The organism is Micromonospora lupini str. Lupac 08, from assembly GCF_000297395.2.
Lineage (GTDB): Bacteria > Actinomycetota > Actinomycetes > Mycobacteriales > Micromonosporaceae > Micromonospora > Micromonospora lupini.
The window spans coordinates 3084648-3102509 of the sequence record NZ_HF570108.1 but is presented as its reverse complement, the minus strand read 5'-3'; the positions used below and the strand labels follow the sequence as shown (position 1 = coordinate 3102509).

At 70.6% G+C, this 17862-nt stretch carries 13 protein-coding genes; 2 read left to right on the top strand and 11 right to left on the bottom strand.

Features of this window, described 5'->3' with window-relative positions; all coding sequences use genetic code 11:
* Positions 1-16 precede the first annotated feature (16 nt).
* The 9 genes from MILUP08_RS15250 to MILUP08_RS15210 all read right to left on the bottom strand — a co-directional run bounded on the left by MILUP08_RS15250 (position 17) and on the right by MILUP08_RS15210 (position 11039).
* Positions 17-991, bottom strand: a complete 975-nt coding sequence (locus MILUP08_RS15250) for an aldo/keto reductase (RefSeq protein WP_007459161.1) — start codon at positions 989-991, stop codon at positions 17-19.
* On the bottom strand, positions 988-1866 hold the full coding sequence (locus tag MILUP08_RS15245) for an amidohydrolase family protein (RefSeq protein ID WP_007459159.1): 879 nt from the start codon (positions 1864-1866) through the stop codon (positions 988-990). Before MILUP08_RS15245 ends, MILUP08_RS15250 begins: the two co-directional genes overlap by 4 nt.
* Positions 1863-2624 carry an SDR family oxidoreductase gene (locus MILUP08_RS15240; RefSeq protein ID WP_007459157.1) on the bottom strand — a complete coding sequence of 254 codons (762 nt, stop codon included), beginning with the start codon at positions 2622-2624 and terminating at the stop codon, positions 1863-1865. Before MILUP08_RS15240 ends, MILUP08_RS15245 begins: the two co-directional genes overlap by 4 nt.
* A complete protein-coding gene (locus tag MILUP08_RS15235; RefSeq protein WP_007459155.1) occupies positions 2621-3649 on the bottom strand; it encodes a zinc-dependent alcohol dehydrogenase in 1029 nt (342 codons plus the stop codon). The genes MILUP08_RS15240 and MILUP08_RS15235 overlap by 4 nt, the downstream gene beginning before the upstream one ends.
* A gap of 88 nt (positions 3650-3737) precedes the next feature.
* On the bottom strand, positions 3738-6683 hold the full coding sequence (locus tag MILUP08_RS15230) for an NEW3 domain-containing protein (protein ID WP_007459153.1): 2946 nt from the start codon (positions 6681-6683) through the stop codon (positions 3738-3740).
* Positions 6684-6721: 38 nt separating this feature from the next.
* Entirely contained in the window at positions 6722-7957 is a 1236-nt protein-coding gene (locus MILUP08_RS15225) for a mandelate racemase/muconate lactonizing enzyme family protein (RefSeq protein ID WP_007459149.1), read from the bottom strand.
* Between the two features lies 1 nt (position 7958).
* Positions 7959-8786 (bottom strand): carbohydrate ABC transporter permease, encoded by an 828-nt coding sequence (locus MILUP08_RS15220; protein WP_007459147.1) that lies wholly within the window; start codon positions 8784-8786, stop codon positions 7959-7961.
* A complete protein-coding gene (locus MILUP08_RS15215) occupies positions 8786-9634 on the bottom strand; it encodes a carbohydrate ABC transporter permease (protein ID WP_039906056.1) in 849 nt (282 codons plus the stop codon). The genes MILUP08_RS15220 and MILUP08_RS15215 overlap by 1 nt, the downstream gene beginning before the upstream one ends.
* 136 nt (positions 9635-9770) lie before the next feature.
* On the bottom strand, positions 9771-11039 hold the full coding sequence (locus MILUP08_RS15210; RefSeq protein ID WP_007459143.1) for an ABC transporter substrate-binding protein: 1269 nt from the start codon (positions 11037-11039) through the stop codon (positions 9771-9773).
* A gap of 150 nt (positions 11040-11189) precedes the next feature.
* Between MILUP08_RS15210 and MILUP08_RS15205 the strand changes: the two genes are divergently transcribed.
* Complete coding sequence (locus tag MILUP08_RS15205) at positions 11190-11960, top strand: FadR/GntR family transcriptional regulator (protein ID WP_237747080.1); 771 nt, start codon at positions 11190-11192, stop codon at positions 11958-11960.
* Positions 11961-12391: 431 nt separating this feature from the next.
* A complete protein-coding gene (locus MILUP08_RS15200; protein WP_007459135.1) occupies positions 12392-14209 on the top strand; it encodes a family 43 glycosylhydrolase in 1818 nt (605 codons plus the stop codon).
* 150 nt (positions 14210-14359) lie between these two features.
* Here the strand turns inward: MILUP08_RS15200 and MILUP08_RS15195 are convergent, their stop codons facing one another.
* The gene (locus MILUP08_RS15195) at positions 14360-15355 is read right to left on the bottom strand and encodes a ribonucleotide-diphosphate reductase subunit beta (protein WP_051065957.1); all 996 of its coding nucleotides are present in this window, start codon (positions 15353-15355) and stop codon (positions 14360-14362) included.
* Positions 15356-15393: 38 nt separating this feature from the next.
* The gene (locus MILUP08_RS15190) at positions 15394-17787 is read right to left on the bottom strand and encodes a ribonucleoside-diphosphate reductase subunit alpha (protein ID WP_007459132.1); all 2394 of its coding nucleotides are present in this window, start codon (positions 17785-17787) and stop codon (positions 15394-15396) included.
* Positions 17788-17862 lie beyond the last annotated feature (75 nt).

The window sequence follows — 17862 nt, the reverse complement described above, 5'->3', positions numbered from 1 at the left end:
TTTCACAGGCGTGTCGTCACCCGTCGAGCAGCCCGGCGTCGCGCAGCGCCGCCCAGAGCTGCTCCGGCACGTCCGCGTCCCACCGGCGCAGGGTCTCGGTCACCTGGGCGGCGTCGCGCAGGCCGACCACCGTCGAGACCACTGCCGGATGCCGGCGGACGAACGCCAACGCCGCCTGCGGCAACGTGACGCCGTGCGCCTGGCAGACCGCCGCGATCCGCCGGGCCCGCTCGATCACCTCCGGCGGCGCCTGCTGATAGTTGTAGACCGCGTCCGCCGGCGGCTCGTCGCGGGCCAGCAGCCCCGAGTTGTAGACCCCGGCGATCACCACGCCGACCCCACGGGCCTGCGCGGCGGGCAGCAGGTCGTCAAGCGCGCCCTGTTCGAGAAGGGTGTACCGGCCGGCGCACATGACCACGTCGATGTCGGTCTCCTCGACGAACCGGGCCAGCATCGCCGACTGGTTCATGCCGGCGCCGATCGCGCCGATGACGCCCTGGTCACGCAGCTCCACCAGCGCGGGCACCGCCTCGGTCGCCGCCTGCTCCCAGTGGTCGTCCGGGTCGTGCAGGTACACCACGTCCACGCGGTCCAGGCCGGTGCGTTCCAGGCTGGCCTCCAACGACCGGCGTACGCCGTCGCGGCTGAAGTCCCAGACCCGCCGGTGGTCGGCCGGCACGTCGAAGCCCTCCGAGTCGCGCTCCCCCGCGGTCTCCGGCGAGGGTACGAGCAGCCGCCCGACCTTCGTCGACACCACGTACTCGTCGCGCGGCCGGGACCGCAGCGCGGCGCCCAGCCGCCGCTCGGACAGGCCGAGCCCGTAGTGCGGCGCGGTGTCGAAGTACCGGATGCCGGCGGCCCAGGCGGCGTCGACGGCGCCGGCGAACTCCTCGCCCGACGTCGCCCGGTACAGGCTGCCGCCCTGCGCGGCGCCGAAGCCCAGCGCGGTGAGACGGACCGCCGGCCGGTGGGGCAGCGCCCGGCTCGTCATGACGCCTCCAGCCGGTACGCACGGTGGGCGGTGTCCCGCCAGATCGCCGCCTGCTCCTGGTCACCGAGTGGTTCCAGCAGGTCGGCGAGCACGGCGACCCACCGGGTGTAGGAGCTGGCGAGCAGGCACACCGGCCAGTCCGAGCCGAACATGAGCCGGTCCGGGCCGAACGCGTCGAGCGCGTGGTCGACGGCGGGCCGCAGGTCGTCGGCCGTCCAGGACGAGCCGTCCACCTCGGTCACCAGACCGGAGAGCTTCGCGGTGACGTTCGGTTCGGCGGCGAGCGACCGCAGGCGGGCCGGCCATTCGCCGAGGCCCCCCGTTCCGAGCGCCGGTTTGCCGAGGTGGTCCAGGACGAACGACACCTCGGGCAGGTCGCGGACGAGCCGGGTGGCCGCCGGCAGCTGGTGGTCGCGGACCAGCAGGTCGTAGGCGAGGCCGGCCGCGCCGACCGCCGCGATGCCCCGCCGGACGTCGCGTCGGTCGAGGTACGCCGGGTCGGGTTCGGACTGGACGAGGTGCCGGATGCTGACCAACCGCTCCCCGCCGCGCGCCGCGCGGAGCCGGTCGAGGCGCTCGTCGATGTCGTCGGCGGTGAGGTTGACCCAGCCGACGACCCCGCTGATGAGCGGGTCGTCGGCCGCGATGCCCAGCAGGTGCTCCGTCTCCGCCACGGAGGCGATGGACTGCACGACGACGGTCTCGGTGACGCCTGCGGCCCGTGCCGCCGGGGCGAGGTCCGCCGGGGTGAAGTCGTTGTCGATCGCGGCCATCGTGTCCGGGTCGATCCAGGGTTGCGGGTGTCGCGCACGGACCCAGAGGTGGTGGTGCGCGTCGACGATGCCGGGGCGTCCGGGAGGCGTGGTCTGCGTCATCGGCCCAACCACCCGCCGTCGACGGGCAGGACGGTGCCGTGCACGTAGTCCGAGGCCGCGGCGGCCAGGAACACGGTGGCGCCGGCCAGGTCGTCGGCGCGTCCCCACCGGCCGGCCGGGATCCGGCCCAGGATCGCGTCGTTGCGCTCGGGGTCGTCGCGGAGCGCCTGGGTGTTGTCGGTGGCGATGTACCCGGGCGCGATCGCGTTGACGTTCACCCCGCGGCCCGCCCACTCGTTGGACAGGGCCTTGGTGAGCCCGGCGAGGCCGGACTTCGCCGCGGTGTAGCTCGCGACGTTGATGCCGCCCTGGAAGCTGAGCAGCGAGGCGGTGAAGATGATCTTGCCGTGGCCGCGGTCGAGCATCCCTCGACCGATCTCCCGGCTCAACACGAACTGGCTGGACAGGTTCACCTGCAACACCCGGTCCCACATCTCGTCCGGGTGCTCCGCGGCCGGCGCCCGGGCGATCGTGCCACCGTTGTTCACGAGGATGTCCACCGGTGCCACCGCCGCGGCCTCCTCGGCCAACCGGTACACCGCGGCCCGGTCACCCAGGTCCGTGCGGATGCCGGTGAAGCGGCGACCGGCCGCCTCGACCCGCCGCTGCACCTCACTGCCCTCGGGCTCCAACTGCGCCGACACCCCGATGATGTCCGCGCCGGCCGCCGCCAGGGCCTCCGCCATCGCCAGGCCGATCCCGCGCCGGGCGCCGGTCACCAACGCCGTACGTCCCGTCAGGTCGAACAGGGCGCTCATCGGGCCTCCTCCTGCCAGTCGAGCAGCACCTTCATGACGCCGCCGCCACCTTCCAGAGCCGTGAACGCGTCCGTGACGCCGGCCACGGGGAGCACCCGGGAGATCAGCTCCTGGGCGGGGATGACGCCCGCCGCGACCAGCCGGATCGCCTCCACCACGTCCTCGCGCTGGTACAACCGCGCGCCCAGCAGCTCCAACTCGCGCCAGAAGAACCGGTGCAGGTTCACCGGACGCGGCTGCGGGTGGATCGCCACCATCACCAGCCGACCCCGGGTGGTCAGCACGTCCACGGCCGTGCCGACCCCGGCGGCCGAGCCGGACACCTCGAACGCGACGTCCGCGCCAGCGCCCCCGGTCCGCTCGTTGACGAGCGCCACCACATCGGTCGGACCCGGGTCCACGACCTCGATCCCGATCCCCGACGCGACCCCGCGCCGGAAGCCGTCCGGCTCGACGAGCAGGACCTCCGCCCCACGCGCCCGGGCGACGGCCGCGATGAGGACGCCCACCGGGCCGCCACCGACGACGACCACGTGCTCGCCGGACGTCACCTTCGCCCGTCCGACGTCGTGCACCGCGACCGCGACCGGCTCGACGAGCGCCGCGTGGTCCAACGGCAGGTCGTCGGGGAGCGGAAGCACCAGGTCGGCCGGCACCGTCCACGACGACTGCATCGCGCCTGGCGAGTCGATGCCGAGAAAGTTCATGGCGTGGCAGATGTGCGAGTTGCCACGGCGGCACGCCGGGCACTTGCCGCAGGCGCGGGTCGGCATCACGGTGACGGGCTGCCCGACGGTCAAGCCGCTGACGCCGTCGCCAAGCGCGGCGACCCGGCCGGACATCTCGTGCCCGATCACCGCCGACGCGCCCACCCGGGCGTCCATGTCGCCGTGAAAGATGTGCAGGTCCGTGCCGCAGATCCCGGTGTACGCCACCGCGATCCGCACCTGGCCGGGGCCCGGCGGTTCGGGGGCGCGGTCCTCGATCCCGAGATCACGCGCACCCCGGTAGACAACTGCCTTCACTGTTGCTCCGCTCAACGTCGTTGATTACCTGTGCAGGAACGCGGTCGTGGGCACGTCGCCGTGACGACGCGCCCACGACCGAAGATCGTCAGCTCACCTGGAAGTCGCTGAAGCTGAACTGGCCGGTCACGCCGGAGGCGTGCGACGTGGCGATCAGGCCGGCGTCCTGTGTCGCGGCGATGCCCGGCAGGGTCACCGCCTGGCCGACCCTGGTCCAGTCCGTGCCGTTCGTGGAGTAGTACCCACTGACCGTGTCGCCGGAACGCACGAGGCGCACCCAGGCGGGCGCCCGGACCCCTCCGGCCCCGCTGAACGAGTCCAGGTAGCCGTTGCCGTCGGCGTCCCACTGGAAGGCCACACCGTTGCCGGGCGTGACCACCAGGACGGCGTACCCCGGCGACGAGCCCGACCCGGTCAGGTCGTTGCGCAGGGCGACGCCCGCCTTGGCCCAGGAGTTGGTGTTGTCCAGCGCGGTGACCCGCGCCGTCACCGTCGTGGTCGCGCCGGCGGCGTCGTCGGCGTAGATCGCGCCGTACTCGTCGAACGACCCACCGGAGTCCTGCCAGATGTCGGCCCCGGAGGTCAGGATGGCGTACCCCGAGTCGGCCTCGGCGAACTGGCTCGGCACCGAGCCGTGCCCCTTGAGCGAGGTCAGCGGGTTGAGCGCGGTCAACGTCAGCGACCGGCTCGGCGCGTACGACGTGCCCTCGGCCCGGAAGCCCACCGTCGCGGTGACCGCGGCCCGGCTGACCGGCGCCGGGAACGACGCGGGCGCGGTGACGCGCCAGGACGCGGTGGTCGAGGCGCCGCCGGGCAGCGCCGTCCGTGCCGGCCTGCCGGTCGGCACGGCCCGCCATCCCTCGGGTACGACGATCGTCGGCCGTACGCCGGTCGCGGGCCGGTCACCGAGGTTCTCGACGGTCAGGGTGACAGTCGTCGTGCCGCCGGCGCTCACGCTGGCCGGGTCGGCGGTGAGGACGGCGCCGACCGGGGGGCGTCGCTCGTCGGCGGCACCGCGGTACGGTCCGGTCGGACCGGCCTGGTAGATCACCCGGCTGGCCTCGATCGGGATGTTGCCGGCGGGAATGGTGACGTTGTCCCGCACGACGTTGCCACGGCTGCCGTTGACGAGACCGGTGATGGCCCCGTTCGTCGCCCAGTTGCCGATCAGCGTGAGGTCACCGGTGCGGTTGCCGTTCTGGTTGTTGGCGTGCGCCCACTGCCCGGCCGTGTTGACGAAGACGTTGCGGGACGCGCTGAGGTAGCGGGAACCCTCGTCGAAGTACAGGCCCAACTGCCCGCTGTTCTCGCACAGGTTCTCGTCGATGGTGCTGCGGGGCATCGCCGACAGGGTATAGATGCAGCCGGCGTCGAACATGGTCTGCACGACGTTGCGCACGATGTTGCCGACGACCCGTACGTCGCCGAGGGTGGTCGGGGTGTCGTAGATCGGCTGGAAGTCGTAGAGCCCACGGTTGAGGTACTCTGGGCTGCCGCCGGGGTCGTTGGCGCCCCAGCCGTAGCCGAGCCCGATGCCGGTGTACGGCATGTCGGAGACGTAGTTGTGCTCGATCGTCAGCCGGGTGACGTAGCTGGCGAAGATCGCGTCCTGGTCCAGGTACTCCCGCGAGGTGGAGTAGACCCGGTTGTTGCCGATCAGGATGTCCCGGTTGGTCGCGCGGGGGTCGCTGGGGTGGTGGGCGTCGGGGCGGACGCCACCGACCACGATCCCACCGCCCGCGCTCGCGGTGAACGTGCTGCCCACGACCGAGACGTCGTGCGCGCCCAGCCCCACACCGCTCGCGGTGGCGTTGGCGTCGTTGCCGATGCCGATGCCCACCGAGCCCAGGTTCACGAAGGTGTTGCCGGCGAAGTGGATGCCCTCGGCCGCCGACACCTGCACCGCCGCGGCCGTCTGCGCCCAGTTGTTCCGCGATCCCTCGAAGCCCCGACAGCCGAAGTCGCAGGAGGTGAACGCGTCGGCCGGCCGGTCCGGTTGGACGCCGGAGATGAAGACGCCGGTCTGCTGGTTGGCGTACCCGTCGGACGTGCTCGGGTGCAGCCACGTGGTGCCGGTGAACGTCAGGCCCTCGAACCGCAGGTTACGGGCCGGGGCGTCGTAGCTGCCGCCGACCTGGACCAGGGACTCCAGCCGGGGCAGCTCGACACGCGACCGCGCCAGGTCCTGGCCCGGGAGCGGCTTGTAGTAGAGCGTGCCGGCCGTGTTGTCCAGGTACCACTCGCCGGGCTCGTCGAGGAAACGCTTGGAGTTCAGCAGGGAGAACGTCGGCGTGCGCAGCGGGGACTGGACGGTGTCGTACCCGTAGGTGTTGTTGTCCCAGGCCGGTTGCTGCATGACCACAGTGCTGCCGGAGATGCTCTGCACCGGTGCGAACCTGTTGGTGAACGACAGCATCGCCTGGAAGTCGATCCGCTGCTGGTCGGGCAGCGTGTCCAGGTAGGACAACCGCGGGTTGTGCACCGTGAAGCCGGTCGCGTTCAGCGTGATGTCGGTCCGCGCCAGCGGCAGTCGGGCCCGCTGGGCCAGCACGCCGTCGACGTAGAGCTGCCGGCTGTCGAACCCGATGCCGACCTGGGCCCGGTAGACGCCGGTCCCGGCGTCGTCGAGCTGCCACCCGGTGACCGGCCGGGCACCGCTGAGGACGGGCTTCGCGCCGCGGGCCGCCCGCCAGGTCACCACGTGCCCGTCGCGGCCGGAGTCGGCGGCGTCGAAGCGCAGCGGCGCGGTCAGTCGGTAGGTGCCGTCGAGCAGGTGGACGGTGACGTCCCGGTCGCCCCTCGCGGCCGCCGTGCGGGCACGCCGCTGCGCCTCGGCCAGGGTGGCCAGCGGACGACCGGCGCTGGCGGGGCCCTTGTCGGTGGCGTTCTTCGCCCCGGTGGGGGCCACGACGATCGTCTGGCTCGGTCGGGCGGCGCCGGCCGGTGTGGCGAGCGGACCGGCGAGGGCACCGGCCACGAGCACGGCGGCGACCGCCGCGGAGGTCCGTCTGGAGGGTACGAGCGAGGGAGACACTCGGATTCCTTTCGGTGGGGGATGCGGTGGTTCGAGGTTCAGTGCCGCAGGGGCGCCACGTCGTTCTGCCCGGCGACGGCGTCGGCGAGAAGGGCCTCGACCCGGACCGGCCCGGCGGTGGGCATGTGCTCGGCCACCGCCAGCAGGCGTTTGCCCGCACGCTCCGGTCGGACGTTCGGGCTCTGGGAGGCCGGGCTGCCGGCTCGGTGTCCGGCTGCCGCGATCGCCACCTCGTCGATCCGGATGCCCAGGCCCGGCGCGTCGCCGAGGATGAACGCGCCGTCCTCGACGTGCAGGTCGAGGCCGATGCCCGCCGGCGGCCGCAGATCCTGTAGTTCGCTGACCAGGTGGTTCGGCACCGAGGTGGCGGCGTGCAGCAGCCCGACGGGGATGTTGCCGATGGGGCTGACCGGCAGGTCGTGGGCATGTGCCAGGGCCGCCACCCGCAGGAAGTGGGTGACGCCCCAGACGGCGGCCATCTGGACGATGTCGACCGCGCCCGCCCCGATCAGCGGGCGGTACTGCTCCAGCCCGGTGAGGTTCTCGCCGGTGGCGACCGAGGCGCGAACGCCCCGGCCGACGGCGGCCAGACCCTCGGCGTCCCAGCGGCGGACCGGCTCCTCGATCCAGATCAGATCGAGGGTGCGTTCCAGCTCGGCCACGTGCCGGACGGCCTGCTTGCGCGACCACGCCTCGTTGACGTCGAGCATCAGACCGGGCCGCCGGCCGTGACCCGCCTCGGTCAGCACGTCCCGCACGAGGCCGAGCCGGTGCCGGTCCCGTTCAATGTCGAGGCCGCCCTTGAGCTTCGCGGCACGCAGGCCGTACCCGGCGTAGACCTCGTACTCGGCGACGAGCTCGTCGTCGGTCAGACCGATGTCGAGGCCGGACGCGTAGGCGGGGACGCGTCGGTCCCGCCCGCCGAGCAGCCGCCAGAGCGGCTCACCCGCGAGCTGCGCCTTGATGTCCCACAGGGCCGTGTCCAGCGCGCCGATCGTCCCGAACACCGGGCCGCCGTGACCGGCCTTGAAGGTGTGCCGGAGCATCCGGTCGTACAGGGTGCTCACCGCGCGGGGATCTTCCCCCTCGATGGCCGGGAAGATCTTCTCGATCTCCACGTGCGGTCCCAGGCCGACGCCGCTGATCCCCCCGTCGGTCTCGACGATGGTGATCGGCACCGTCGTGACGCCGTCGGGGAACACGCCGTTGGCGTCCCCGACGGGCCGGCCCCACTCCTGGACCGTGGTGAGGGTTCGATACCCGGTGATGCGCATGTCAGCCTTTCGTGGAACCAGCGGCGACGCCGTCGGCGATCTGTCGCTGAAGGAACAGGTAGACCGCCAGGACGGGGATCGCGGCGATGAGCACCCCGGAGGCGAAGGTGGGAATGTCCTCGGAGTACTGCCCCCGCAACGAGGTCACCCCGACCATGAGGGTGCGGTGGTCGGCCGACGGCATCAGCAGCAACGAGATGAGCACGTCGTTCCAGCAGAACAGGGTGTTGAGGATGCCCACCGAGAGCAGCGCCGGAGCACCCAGCGGCAGCATGATCCGCCGGTAGACGCCGTACACGGTGTTGCCGTCGATCCGTGCCGCGTCGACGATCTCCGCCGGGATGGTCTTGTAGTAGCTGGTCATCAGGAAGACCGTGAAGGGCAGGAACTGCGCGACGTACGCGAGGATCAGCCCCGGGTACGTGTCGACGAGGCCGCTGTCCGCCATGACCCGGGCCAGCGGCACCATGATCACCTGGAAGGGGATGAAGAGCGCCGCGAGGCAGCCGATGAACAGCGCGTTGGAGCCCCGGAAGCGCAGTTGGCTCAGCGCGAAGCCGGCCATCGACCCGAACAGCAGCAGCAGGAACACCGAGCAGGCCACCACGACCACCGAGTTGACGGCGTAGCGGCCCATGCCGACGCTTGTCCACGCCGTGGTGATGTTCTCGAAGCGCAGCGAGTCCGTAAGTGAGAAACGGTCGAGAATGTACTCCCGGCGGGTCTTCATGGCGACGTTCGCGGTGAACAGCAGCGGGTAGATCGTCGCGAACGCGAGGAGCCCCATCGGGATCACGAGCAGCCATCTGCCCAGTCGGACGCGGGACATCAGTCTTCCCTCCCCGCTCGGCGGAGCAGCTTGAGTTGCAACAGCCCGACGACGAGCATGATGACGAAGAGGACGGTGGACGCGGCCGAAGCGAGCGCGGGCCGGTTCATCTGCCCCTGCTGGATCCAGATGTAGTACTCCGGCAGGTACGTCGAGCCCTCGGGGCCGCCACTGGTCATGACGTAGAGCAGGCCGAACATGGACGTCAGCATCCCGATCATCGTGGTCACGAAGACGAACTGGATGGTGCGGGTGAGGCTGGGGATGATCACGTGCCAGATGACCTGGGTCAGGGACGCGCCGTCCACCCGCGCGGCGTCCAGCAGCGCGGAGTCCAGGGTCGCGAAGCCCGCGAGGAACACGACAAGGGCCATTCCGAAGGTCGCCCACACGTGCACGCCGACGACCGCGAACATGGCGACGTCCGGGTCACCGAGCCAGTCCACCGGGCCGATGCCGAACGCGCCGAGGATGCTGTTGACCGGGCCGTCGAACGAGAGCAGCAGGTTGAAGATCGCTCCGACGATGACCGGGGACAGCACGGCCGGGAAGAAGTAGACGCTGCGGTAGAACCGGTGCCCGGGGACGCGCAGGTAGATGAAGGTGGCGAGCAGACCCGGGATGGCCACCGCCACCGGCAGGAGCAGCACCAGCAGCCCCACGTTGCGCAGGGCGCCCTGGAACAGCGGGTCCCGCAACAGGTCGACGTAGTTGTCGAAGCCGACCATCGCCCCGTCGCGGTCGCCGTCGCCGGTGAAGGAGAAGTTGACGCCGAGCAGCAGCGGGTACAGCCGCAACAGCACGAGGATCAGGACGGCCGGGGCGACCAGCACGAAGGGCGCGAGCATCTCGGCGCGACGGCCGCTTGCGACACGCTTGTGAACGGCACGGCCGGCAGACGGCTGTGGTACGGGCGGGACCCCGCCGGTCCGCTCGGCCGAGGCCGAGCGGACCGACGGGAGCGACTTACCGATCGACACGTGATCAGCCCGCCGTGTCCGCGGCGGCCATCTGCTTCACGACGTCGTCGACACTTATCGAACCGCTGAGCAGCTGCTGCGAGAGCCGGCCCATCAGGTCGAGCGCCTTCGAGGAGAGCGCCACGTGCGGCGCCGGCTTGCCGGTCTTGAGCGCGCCGACGATCGTGGTGACGGCCGGCCCGGACTGCGACACGTCGATTGTCGTGTCGGCGGTGATCGCGCCGGCGTTGGCGTAGAACGCCTTCAGGGCGTCGGTGGAGGTCAGCGAGCGCACCAGGTCGGCGGCCACCTTCGGGTCCTTGGTCCACTTGGCGACCGCGTAACCGATACCACCGTCGTACGGCAGGCTCGGGGTGGCGCCACTGGTCACCGTCGGGGCCATCATCACGCCGAGCTTCTCCGGCGTGATGAACTCGTTGAAGTCCTTCCAGTGCCCGATGTCGGACATCAGACCGATGATGTGGGCGGCCTTAGCGGACTGGAAGACGGCGAAGGCGTCGTTGAACATCGCGGTGGAGTTGGCGCCGTCGTTGTTCAGCTTCGCGGTGCCGGTCTCCTTCCACAGCTCGAAGATCTTCTTCACGTTCGGCGAATTCCAGTCGCGCTTGCCGGCGATCCAGTTGTCGTACTCCTGCGGGGTGAGGACGCCCGAGGCCATGGCCGACAGGAAGAACTGGATGCCGATGCCCTCCTTGTTGCCCTGGGCGAAGCACTTGGCGCCGGTCTTCTGGGTGATGGTCGCGCAGTTGGCGAGGAACTCCTGCCACGTCGTGGCCGGCTTCGCCGGGTCGAGGCCGGCCCGCTCGTAGAGCGCCTTGTTGTAGTAGATCGGGTGGCCCTGCAGGGTCACCGGAGCGGCGTAGGTCTTGCCGCCCTTGGCGAACGCCTCCCAGCCGGCCAGCCGCTGCCGGTCCTCGCCCACGTACTCGTCGAGCGGCTGGAGCGAGTCCACCCGGTCGCGGATCTGGCCACCACCGTTGAACAGGATGACGTCCGGACCCTTGCCCGACTGGATGGCCGCGCCCAGCAACGTGTAGTACTGATCGAACGGCTGGGCCACAAATTCGACCTCGACGTCCTTATGCTTCTTGGCGAAGTCGGCCTTGGCCTTCTCCACGTACTGCGCGGAGCTGGCCTCGCCGGACTTCCAGTCCCAGACGACCAGCTTCTTGTCCGAGCCTCCGGACGATGAACCCGAACCTGTCGCGCTTCCACAGCCGGTCAGGGCCAGCCCGGCAACGAGGACCGCGGCCCACACTGCTCGTTGCTTCATCGTTGCTCACCTTCATATGGGGAGTGGCCGAGGAACGGCCGTCGATGCAAGATTGACGAGAACGTAACTCGTATGACGTCTGACGTCAACGGTTGCCCTTACACTGGGGCGGACTCGTGGGCCCGCTCCCGCGGCTACGCGGAGGTGAACGTGACGACATCGAACCAGTCGACCGTCAACGGCACGGCGGCACCGACCTGGGCCCGTCGCCCGACCAACCTGGCTCAGGCGATCACGGCCGAGCTGGTGACCCGGATCGTGCAGGGAGTGCACCCCTCGGGCACACCGCTACCCCCCGAGCCGGTGCTCTGCGAGACCTTCTCGGTGAGCCGGACGGTCATCCGGGAAGCGGTGAAGATCCTGCAGGAGAAGGGGCTCGTGCAGGTCCGCCAGGGCAGCGGCACGCTTGTCACCTCGCCCTCGGCGTGGGACATGCTCGACGAGCTCGTCCTCGCGGCCACCATCGCCGTGGACGACACCCTGGCGATCCTCGACGACCTGGTGGTCACCCGGCGGGTGCTGGAGTCCGACATGGCCAACGTGGCCGCCCGACTCGCCGACCAGGAGACCATCGACCGGCTGCGTGCCCAGGTGGACCGGATGGACGAGCTGGTGGACGACCACGTCACCTACCACGAACACGACCGGGCCTTCCACGACACGGTGATGCAGGCGTCCGGGAACCGCATCGCCCGGGGCGTCGTCCGGTCCCTGGAGAGCCAGGTCGTCAACACGGCGCGGTACATGGGCAAGACCGAGCGGGCCCTGTGCGTGGCGTCGAACCAGGGGCACCGGCGCATCTTCGAGCGCATCGCCGCCCACGACCCCGACGGCGCGGCACAGGCGATGTTCACGCACATCACCGAGGCGTGGCTCGTCCGGCGCAGCGGGCCGGGCAGCCCGACGCGGCTGCAGCGCTGACGACCCGGCGCCGCGGCGCTGACGACCTGGTCACGCGCCGCGCGCGCCGCGGACGGGACCGGTCCGTGACGGCGGCGTGGAAATCCAGGTTCGTCCATCGCTTGAGAATGTTAGCGATAACAGACTACCCTCAGGCCGCAGAGGCGAAGGGCACGCTTCACCGCTCCACTCGATCCGCCGAGGTCGATGGAGTCGCGCATGACCAACGCCCGCTGGTGGGTGTCCGGGCCTCCCTCAGGGACGTTGACCACCGCCGTTGACAAACGGCGGGCCGCCGCGTGCGGGAGCCGTGGTGGACACCCGATCCCTCCTGCCGTTCCCGCGACACGGCCACCACCGAGGTCCCGAAGCGACAGGCGACGACACGCGGCACCCCGCCGGCGAGACCGGCGAACCGTGCCCGCCCGTCGTGACCCATCCTGGAGGTACCGATGCACCGCACACCGCCACCACGGACGAAGAACCGGCTCCGACGCGGCGTCGCCTGGCTCGTGAGCATGCTGCTCATCTCGACGCTGGCGCCGGCCACGGCCGCCCACGCGGACAACCCCATCGTCCAGCACATCTACACCGCCGACCCGGCGCCCCTGGTGCACGACGGACGGGTCTACCTCTACACCGGGCACGACGAGGACGGCTCCACGTACTTCACCATGAAGGACTGGCGCGTGTGGTCGTCGGCCGACATGGTCAACTGGACCGACCACGGCTCACCCCTGAGCCTCAACACCTTCAGCTGGGCGAGCGCCAACGCCTGGGCCGGCCAGGTCATCGCCCGCAACGGCAAGTTCTACTGGTACGTGCCGGTGACCGCCCGGGCGACCAACTCGATGGCCATCGGCGTCGCGGTCGCCGACAGCCCCACCGGACCGTTCCGGGACGCCATCGGCCGTCCGCTGGTGGGCAACGGCGAGATCGATCCCACCGTCTTCATCGACGACGACGGCCAGGCGTACCTGTACTGGGGCAACCCGAACCTCTGGTACGTCCGGCTGAACGCGGACATGATCTCCTACAGCGGCAGCGCCACCAAGATTCCGCTCACCACCGCCGGGTTCGGCACCCGGACGGGGAACGCGAGCCGGCCGACCCTCTACGAAGAGGGCCCGTGGGTCTACAAGCGCAACGGCCTCTACTACAACGTGTTCGCGGCGGAGTGCTGCTCCGAGTTCATCGGTTACTCGACCGCGACCGGCCCGACCGGACCCTGGACCTACCGCGGGACGATCATGCCCCGCCAGGGGGCCAGCTTCACCAACCACCCTGGGGTCATCGACTTCAACGGCGGCTCGTACTTCTTCTACCACAACGGAGCGTTGCCCGGCGGCAGCGGTTACACCCGCTCGGTGGCCGTGGAGAAGTTCACCTACAACACCAACGGCACCATCCCGACGATCACCATGACCACGACGGGCGCGCCCCAGATCGGCACGCTCAACCCGTACGGGCGGCAGGAGGCCGAGACCATCGCCTGGGGCTCCGGCATCGAGACCGAGCCGGCAAGCGAGGGCGGGATGAACGTCGGGTTTATCGAGAACGGGGACTACATCAAGGTCAAGGGCGTGGGCTTCGGTACGGGCGCGACGTCCTTCTCCGCCCGGGTCGCCTCGGCCACGTCCGGTGGCACTGTCGAACTGCGCCTCGGTAGCCCCACCGGCACCCGGGTGGGCAGCTGCGCGGTGCCGGGCACCGGCGGGTGGCAGACCTGGCAGACCGTCTCCTGCCCGGTCAGCGGCGCGACCGGGACCCAGGACCTGTACCTGCGCTTCACCGGCGGCACCGGCAACCTGTTCAACCTCAACTGGTGGCAGTTCCAGGCCGGCGGCACCACGACGCCCACCCCGACCCCCACCCCGACGTCGACTCCCACCCCGACGCCGACGCCCACTCCGACCCCCACCCCGACGTCCACTCCCACCCCGACGCCGACGGTCCCGGCCGGGCAGTCCTGCGCCGTGACCAACACCGTGGTCAACACGTGGCAGGGCGGATTCGAGGGGCGGCTGACGGTCACCAACTCCGGAGCCTCGGCGCTGGGCGGGTGGCGGGTCACCTTCACCCTCCCCAGCGGCCAGACGGTGTCGCAGGTCTGGAACGGCGCCCTCACCCAGACGGGCAGCCAGGTGACAGTCACGAACGCCGCCTACAACGGGCAGCTCGCGCCGGGAACGTCGACCACCGCGGGCTACCTGAGCACGAGCGCCACCAGCAGTCCGCCGACCATCACCCCTACCTGCTCCCCCGCCTGACAGTCACCCCACCCCCAAGAACACCCCCGCCCCACCCCCACCTCGCCCGCCGCCGACGTTGATCATGAAGTTGGTGCCCCTGACACGCCGATAGGGGAGCAACAACTTCCTGGTCGACGGGGTGGGAGGGGGGTGGGGTGGGGGGTCCTCCTAGAAGTCGTCGTCGAAGGCCACCGTCCCGGTCACCCCCACCTGGTACGCCGACACCCGCCGCTCGAAGAAGTTGGACAGCTCCTGCACGTCCTGCAACTCCATGAAGGCGAACGGGTTGGCCGACCCGTAGTGCGGGGCGATCCCGAGCTGAACGAGGCGGCGGTCGGCGACGTGCTGGAGATACTCCCGCATGTCCGCGAGGGTGAGACCGGGCACGCCCTGACCCACCAGGTCCTCGGCGAACTGGACCTCGCACTCGACGGCCTCGGTGAGCATCTGACGGACCTGGTCGGCGAGATCGTCGTCGAACAGGTCGGGCTCCTCGGCGCGCACCGTGTCCACCACGTCGAACGCGAACGCCATGTGCATGGACTCGTCGCGGAAGACCCAGTTGGTGCCGGACGCCAGGCCGTGCAGCAGGCCGCGGGAGCGCAGGAAGTACACGTACGCGAACGCGCCGTAGAAGAACAATCCCTCGATGCAGGCGGCGAAGCAGATGAGGTTGAGCAGGAACGCGCGCCTGTCGTCGGAGGTCCGCAGCTCCCGCAACTCCCCCAGCGAGTCGATCCAGCGGAAGCAGAACTCGGCCTTGCGGCGGATCGAGGGGATGTTCTCGATGGCGGCGAAGGCCGCGAACCGCTCGGTCTCGTCGGGCACGTACGTGTCGAGCAGGTTGAGGTAGAACTGGACGTGCACCGCCTCCTCGAACAGCTGCCGGGACAGGTAGAGGCGACCCTCGGGGCTGTTGACGTGCTGGTAGAGGTTGAGCACCAGGTTGTTGGCGACGATCGTGTCGCCGGTGGCGAAGAACGCCACCAGGCGGCTCACCAGGTGCCGCTCGGCCGGCGACAGCTTGTCCAGGTCGGCGAGGTCGGCGTGCAGGTCGACCTCCTCGACCGTCCAGGTGTTGCGGATCGCGGCGCGGAACCGGTCGAAGAAGTGCGGGTAGCGCATCGGGCGGAGCGTGAGGTCCATCCCGGGGTCGAGCAGCATGTGCGTGGTCCTCGTGTCGGTGGTGGTGTCGGGAGCGGTCACTGGCACGCCTCGCACGACTCGGGGTTCTCCAGCGAGCAGGCCAGCGCCTCGGCGTCGACGGCGACGGGTCCGACGGCGACCGGTGTGACGGCGCTGACGGTGGCCTGCTGGATGCGCGTGGCCGGGCGCGAGCGCAGGTAGTAGGTGGTCTTCAGCCCGGTCTTCCAGGCGTACAGGTACATCGAGGAGAGCTTGCCGATGGTGGGCGAGGCCAGGAACAGGTTCAGCGACTGGGACTGGTCGATGAACGGCGCGCGGGCGGCGGCCAGGTCGATGAGCGCCCGCTGCGGCAGCTCCCACGCCGTGCGGAACAGCTCCCGCACGTCGGCCGGCAGCTCCGTGACGTCCTGCACCGACCCCTCCGCGCGGCGGATCGCCGAACGGATCTGCTCGGTCCACAGGCCACGGGCCTTCAGCTCGCGGACCAGGGCCGTGTTGACCTGGAGGAACTCCCCGGACAGGGTCTCGCGCTTGAACAGGTTGGACACCTGCGGCTCGACGCACTCGTAGCAGCCGGCGATCGAGGCGATCGTCGCGGTCGGCGCGACCGCCACCAGCAGGGAATTGCGCAGCCCGTACGCCCCGACCCGCTGGCGCAGCGCGGCCCAGCGTGCGGTCTGCGTACCGTCGACACCCCACAGGTCGGGCTGGAGCTGGCCCCGGGCGGCCCGGGTCTGCGCGTACGCCGGATGCGCGCCGAAGTCGCGCGCCAGGTCGGCGGAGGTCTCCAGCGCGGTCAGGTACAGCTCCTCGCTGATCCGGGTGGACAGCTCCCGTGCGGCAGGCGAGTCGAACGGCAGCCGCAGCGCGAAGAACACGTCCTGCAGGCCCATCAGCCCGAGACCGACCGGCCGCCAGCGGGGGTTGCTCGCCGCCGCCTGCGGTGTCGGGTAGTAGTTGATGTCGATGACCCGGTCGAGGAACGTCACAGCGGTCCGGACCGTGGCGCGCAGTCGCGGCCAGTCGATGCCGTCGTCGGTGAGGTGGGCGGCGACGTTCACCGAGCCGAGGTTGCACACCGCTGTCTCGGCGTCGCTCGACACCTCGACGATCTCGGTGCACAGGTTGGACAGGTGCACCACGTTGCCCGGCTCGGCCGTCTGGTTGCACAGCCGGTTGGCCGCGTCCTTGAACGTCATCCAGCCGTTGCCGGTCTGGGCCAGGGTGCGCATCATCTTGCCGTACAGCTCCCGCGCCGGCAGTTGCCGCACGTAGCGGCCCTGCGCCTCGGCCGCCCGGTACGCGGCGTCGAACCGCTCCCCCCACAGGTCGGGCAGCTCGGGCACCTCGTCCGGGTCGAACAGCGACCACACCTCGTCGGCCTCGACCCGGCGCATGAACTCGTCCGGGATCCAGTTGGCCAGGTTCAGGTTGTGCGTACGACGGGCGTCCTCGCCGGTGTTGTCCCGCAGTTGCAGGAACTCCTCGATGTCCGGATGCCACGGCTCCAGGTAGACGCAGGCCGCTCCCTTGCGCCGGCCGCCCTGGTTGACCGCGGCGACGCTCGCGTCCAGGGTGCGCAGCCACGGCACGATCCCGTTGGACTGCCCGTTCGTGCCGCGGATCAGCGCGCCACGGGACCGGACCCGGGAGTACGCGATGCCGATGCCGCCGGCGAACTTGGACAGGTTGGCGACCTGGGCGTAGCGCTGGTAGATCGAGTCCAGCTCGTCGCGCGGCGAGTCGACGAGGTAGCACGAGGACATCTGGGTGTGCCGGGTGCCGGCGTTGAACAGCGTCGGTGAGCTGGGCAGGTAGGCCAGGCTGGACATGAGCCGGTAGAAGTCCACCGCCTCGTCCGGCGTACGGGACAGGCCGCAGGCCACCCGCAGCAGCCAGTACTGCGGGGTCTCCAGCACGAGGCGGGTGGTGGGGTGACGCAGCAGGTACCGGTCGTAGACCGTGCGCAGGCCGAAGTACTCGAAGCGGCGGTCGCCGTCGGCGTCGACGGCGTCGTCGAGCGCGCGACCGTGCGCGGCGACGAACGCGGCGGTCTCGTCTCCGATCAGCCCCTGCGCGTGGCCGGCCCGGATCGCCGCGCTGAACGAGGTGACGCCCTGCCGGCGTACCTCCCGCTCGACGTGGCTGGCCAGCAGCCGGGCGGCGAGGCGCGAGTACTGCGGCTCCGTACCGATCAGCTCGGCCGCGGTCTGGATGGTCAGCCGGTCCAGCTCGGCAGTCGTCGCGCCGTCGTACAGACCGCTGATCGTGCGGGTCGCCACCCGCAGCGGGTCGACGTCGGGCAGGTCGTCGGCCCAGCGCTCGACCGTGGCGGCGAGCTTGCGCACGTCCACCGGCTCGCTGGCGCCGTCGCGTTTGCGGACCTGCGTCGGCGTACGCCGCAGGGCCGTGTCGCCGCCGGCCGGGGTCACCTCGGTAACTGTCACCACTCACTCCTCGCGAGCTTGAGGACCTGATGGCCCTCGGCGCGGGGAGGCCGACACCGGCGGACGCCACGCTGACGG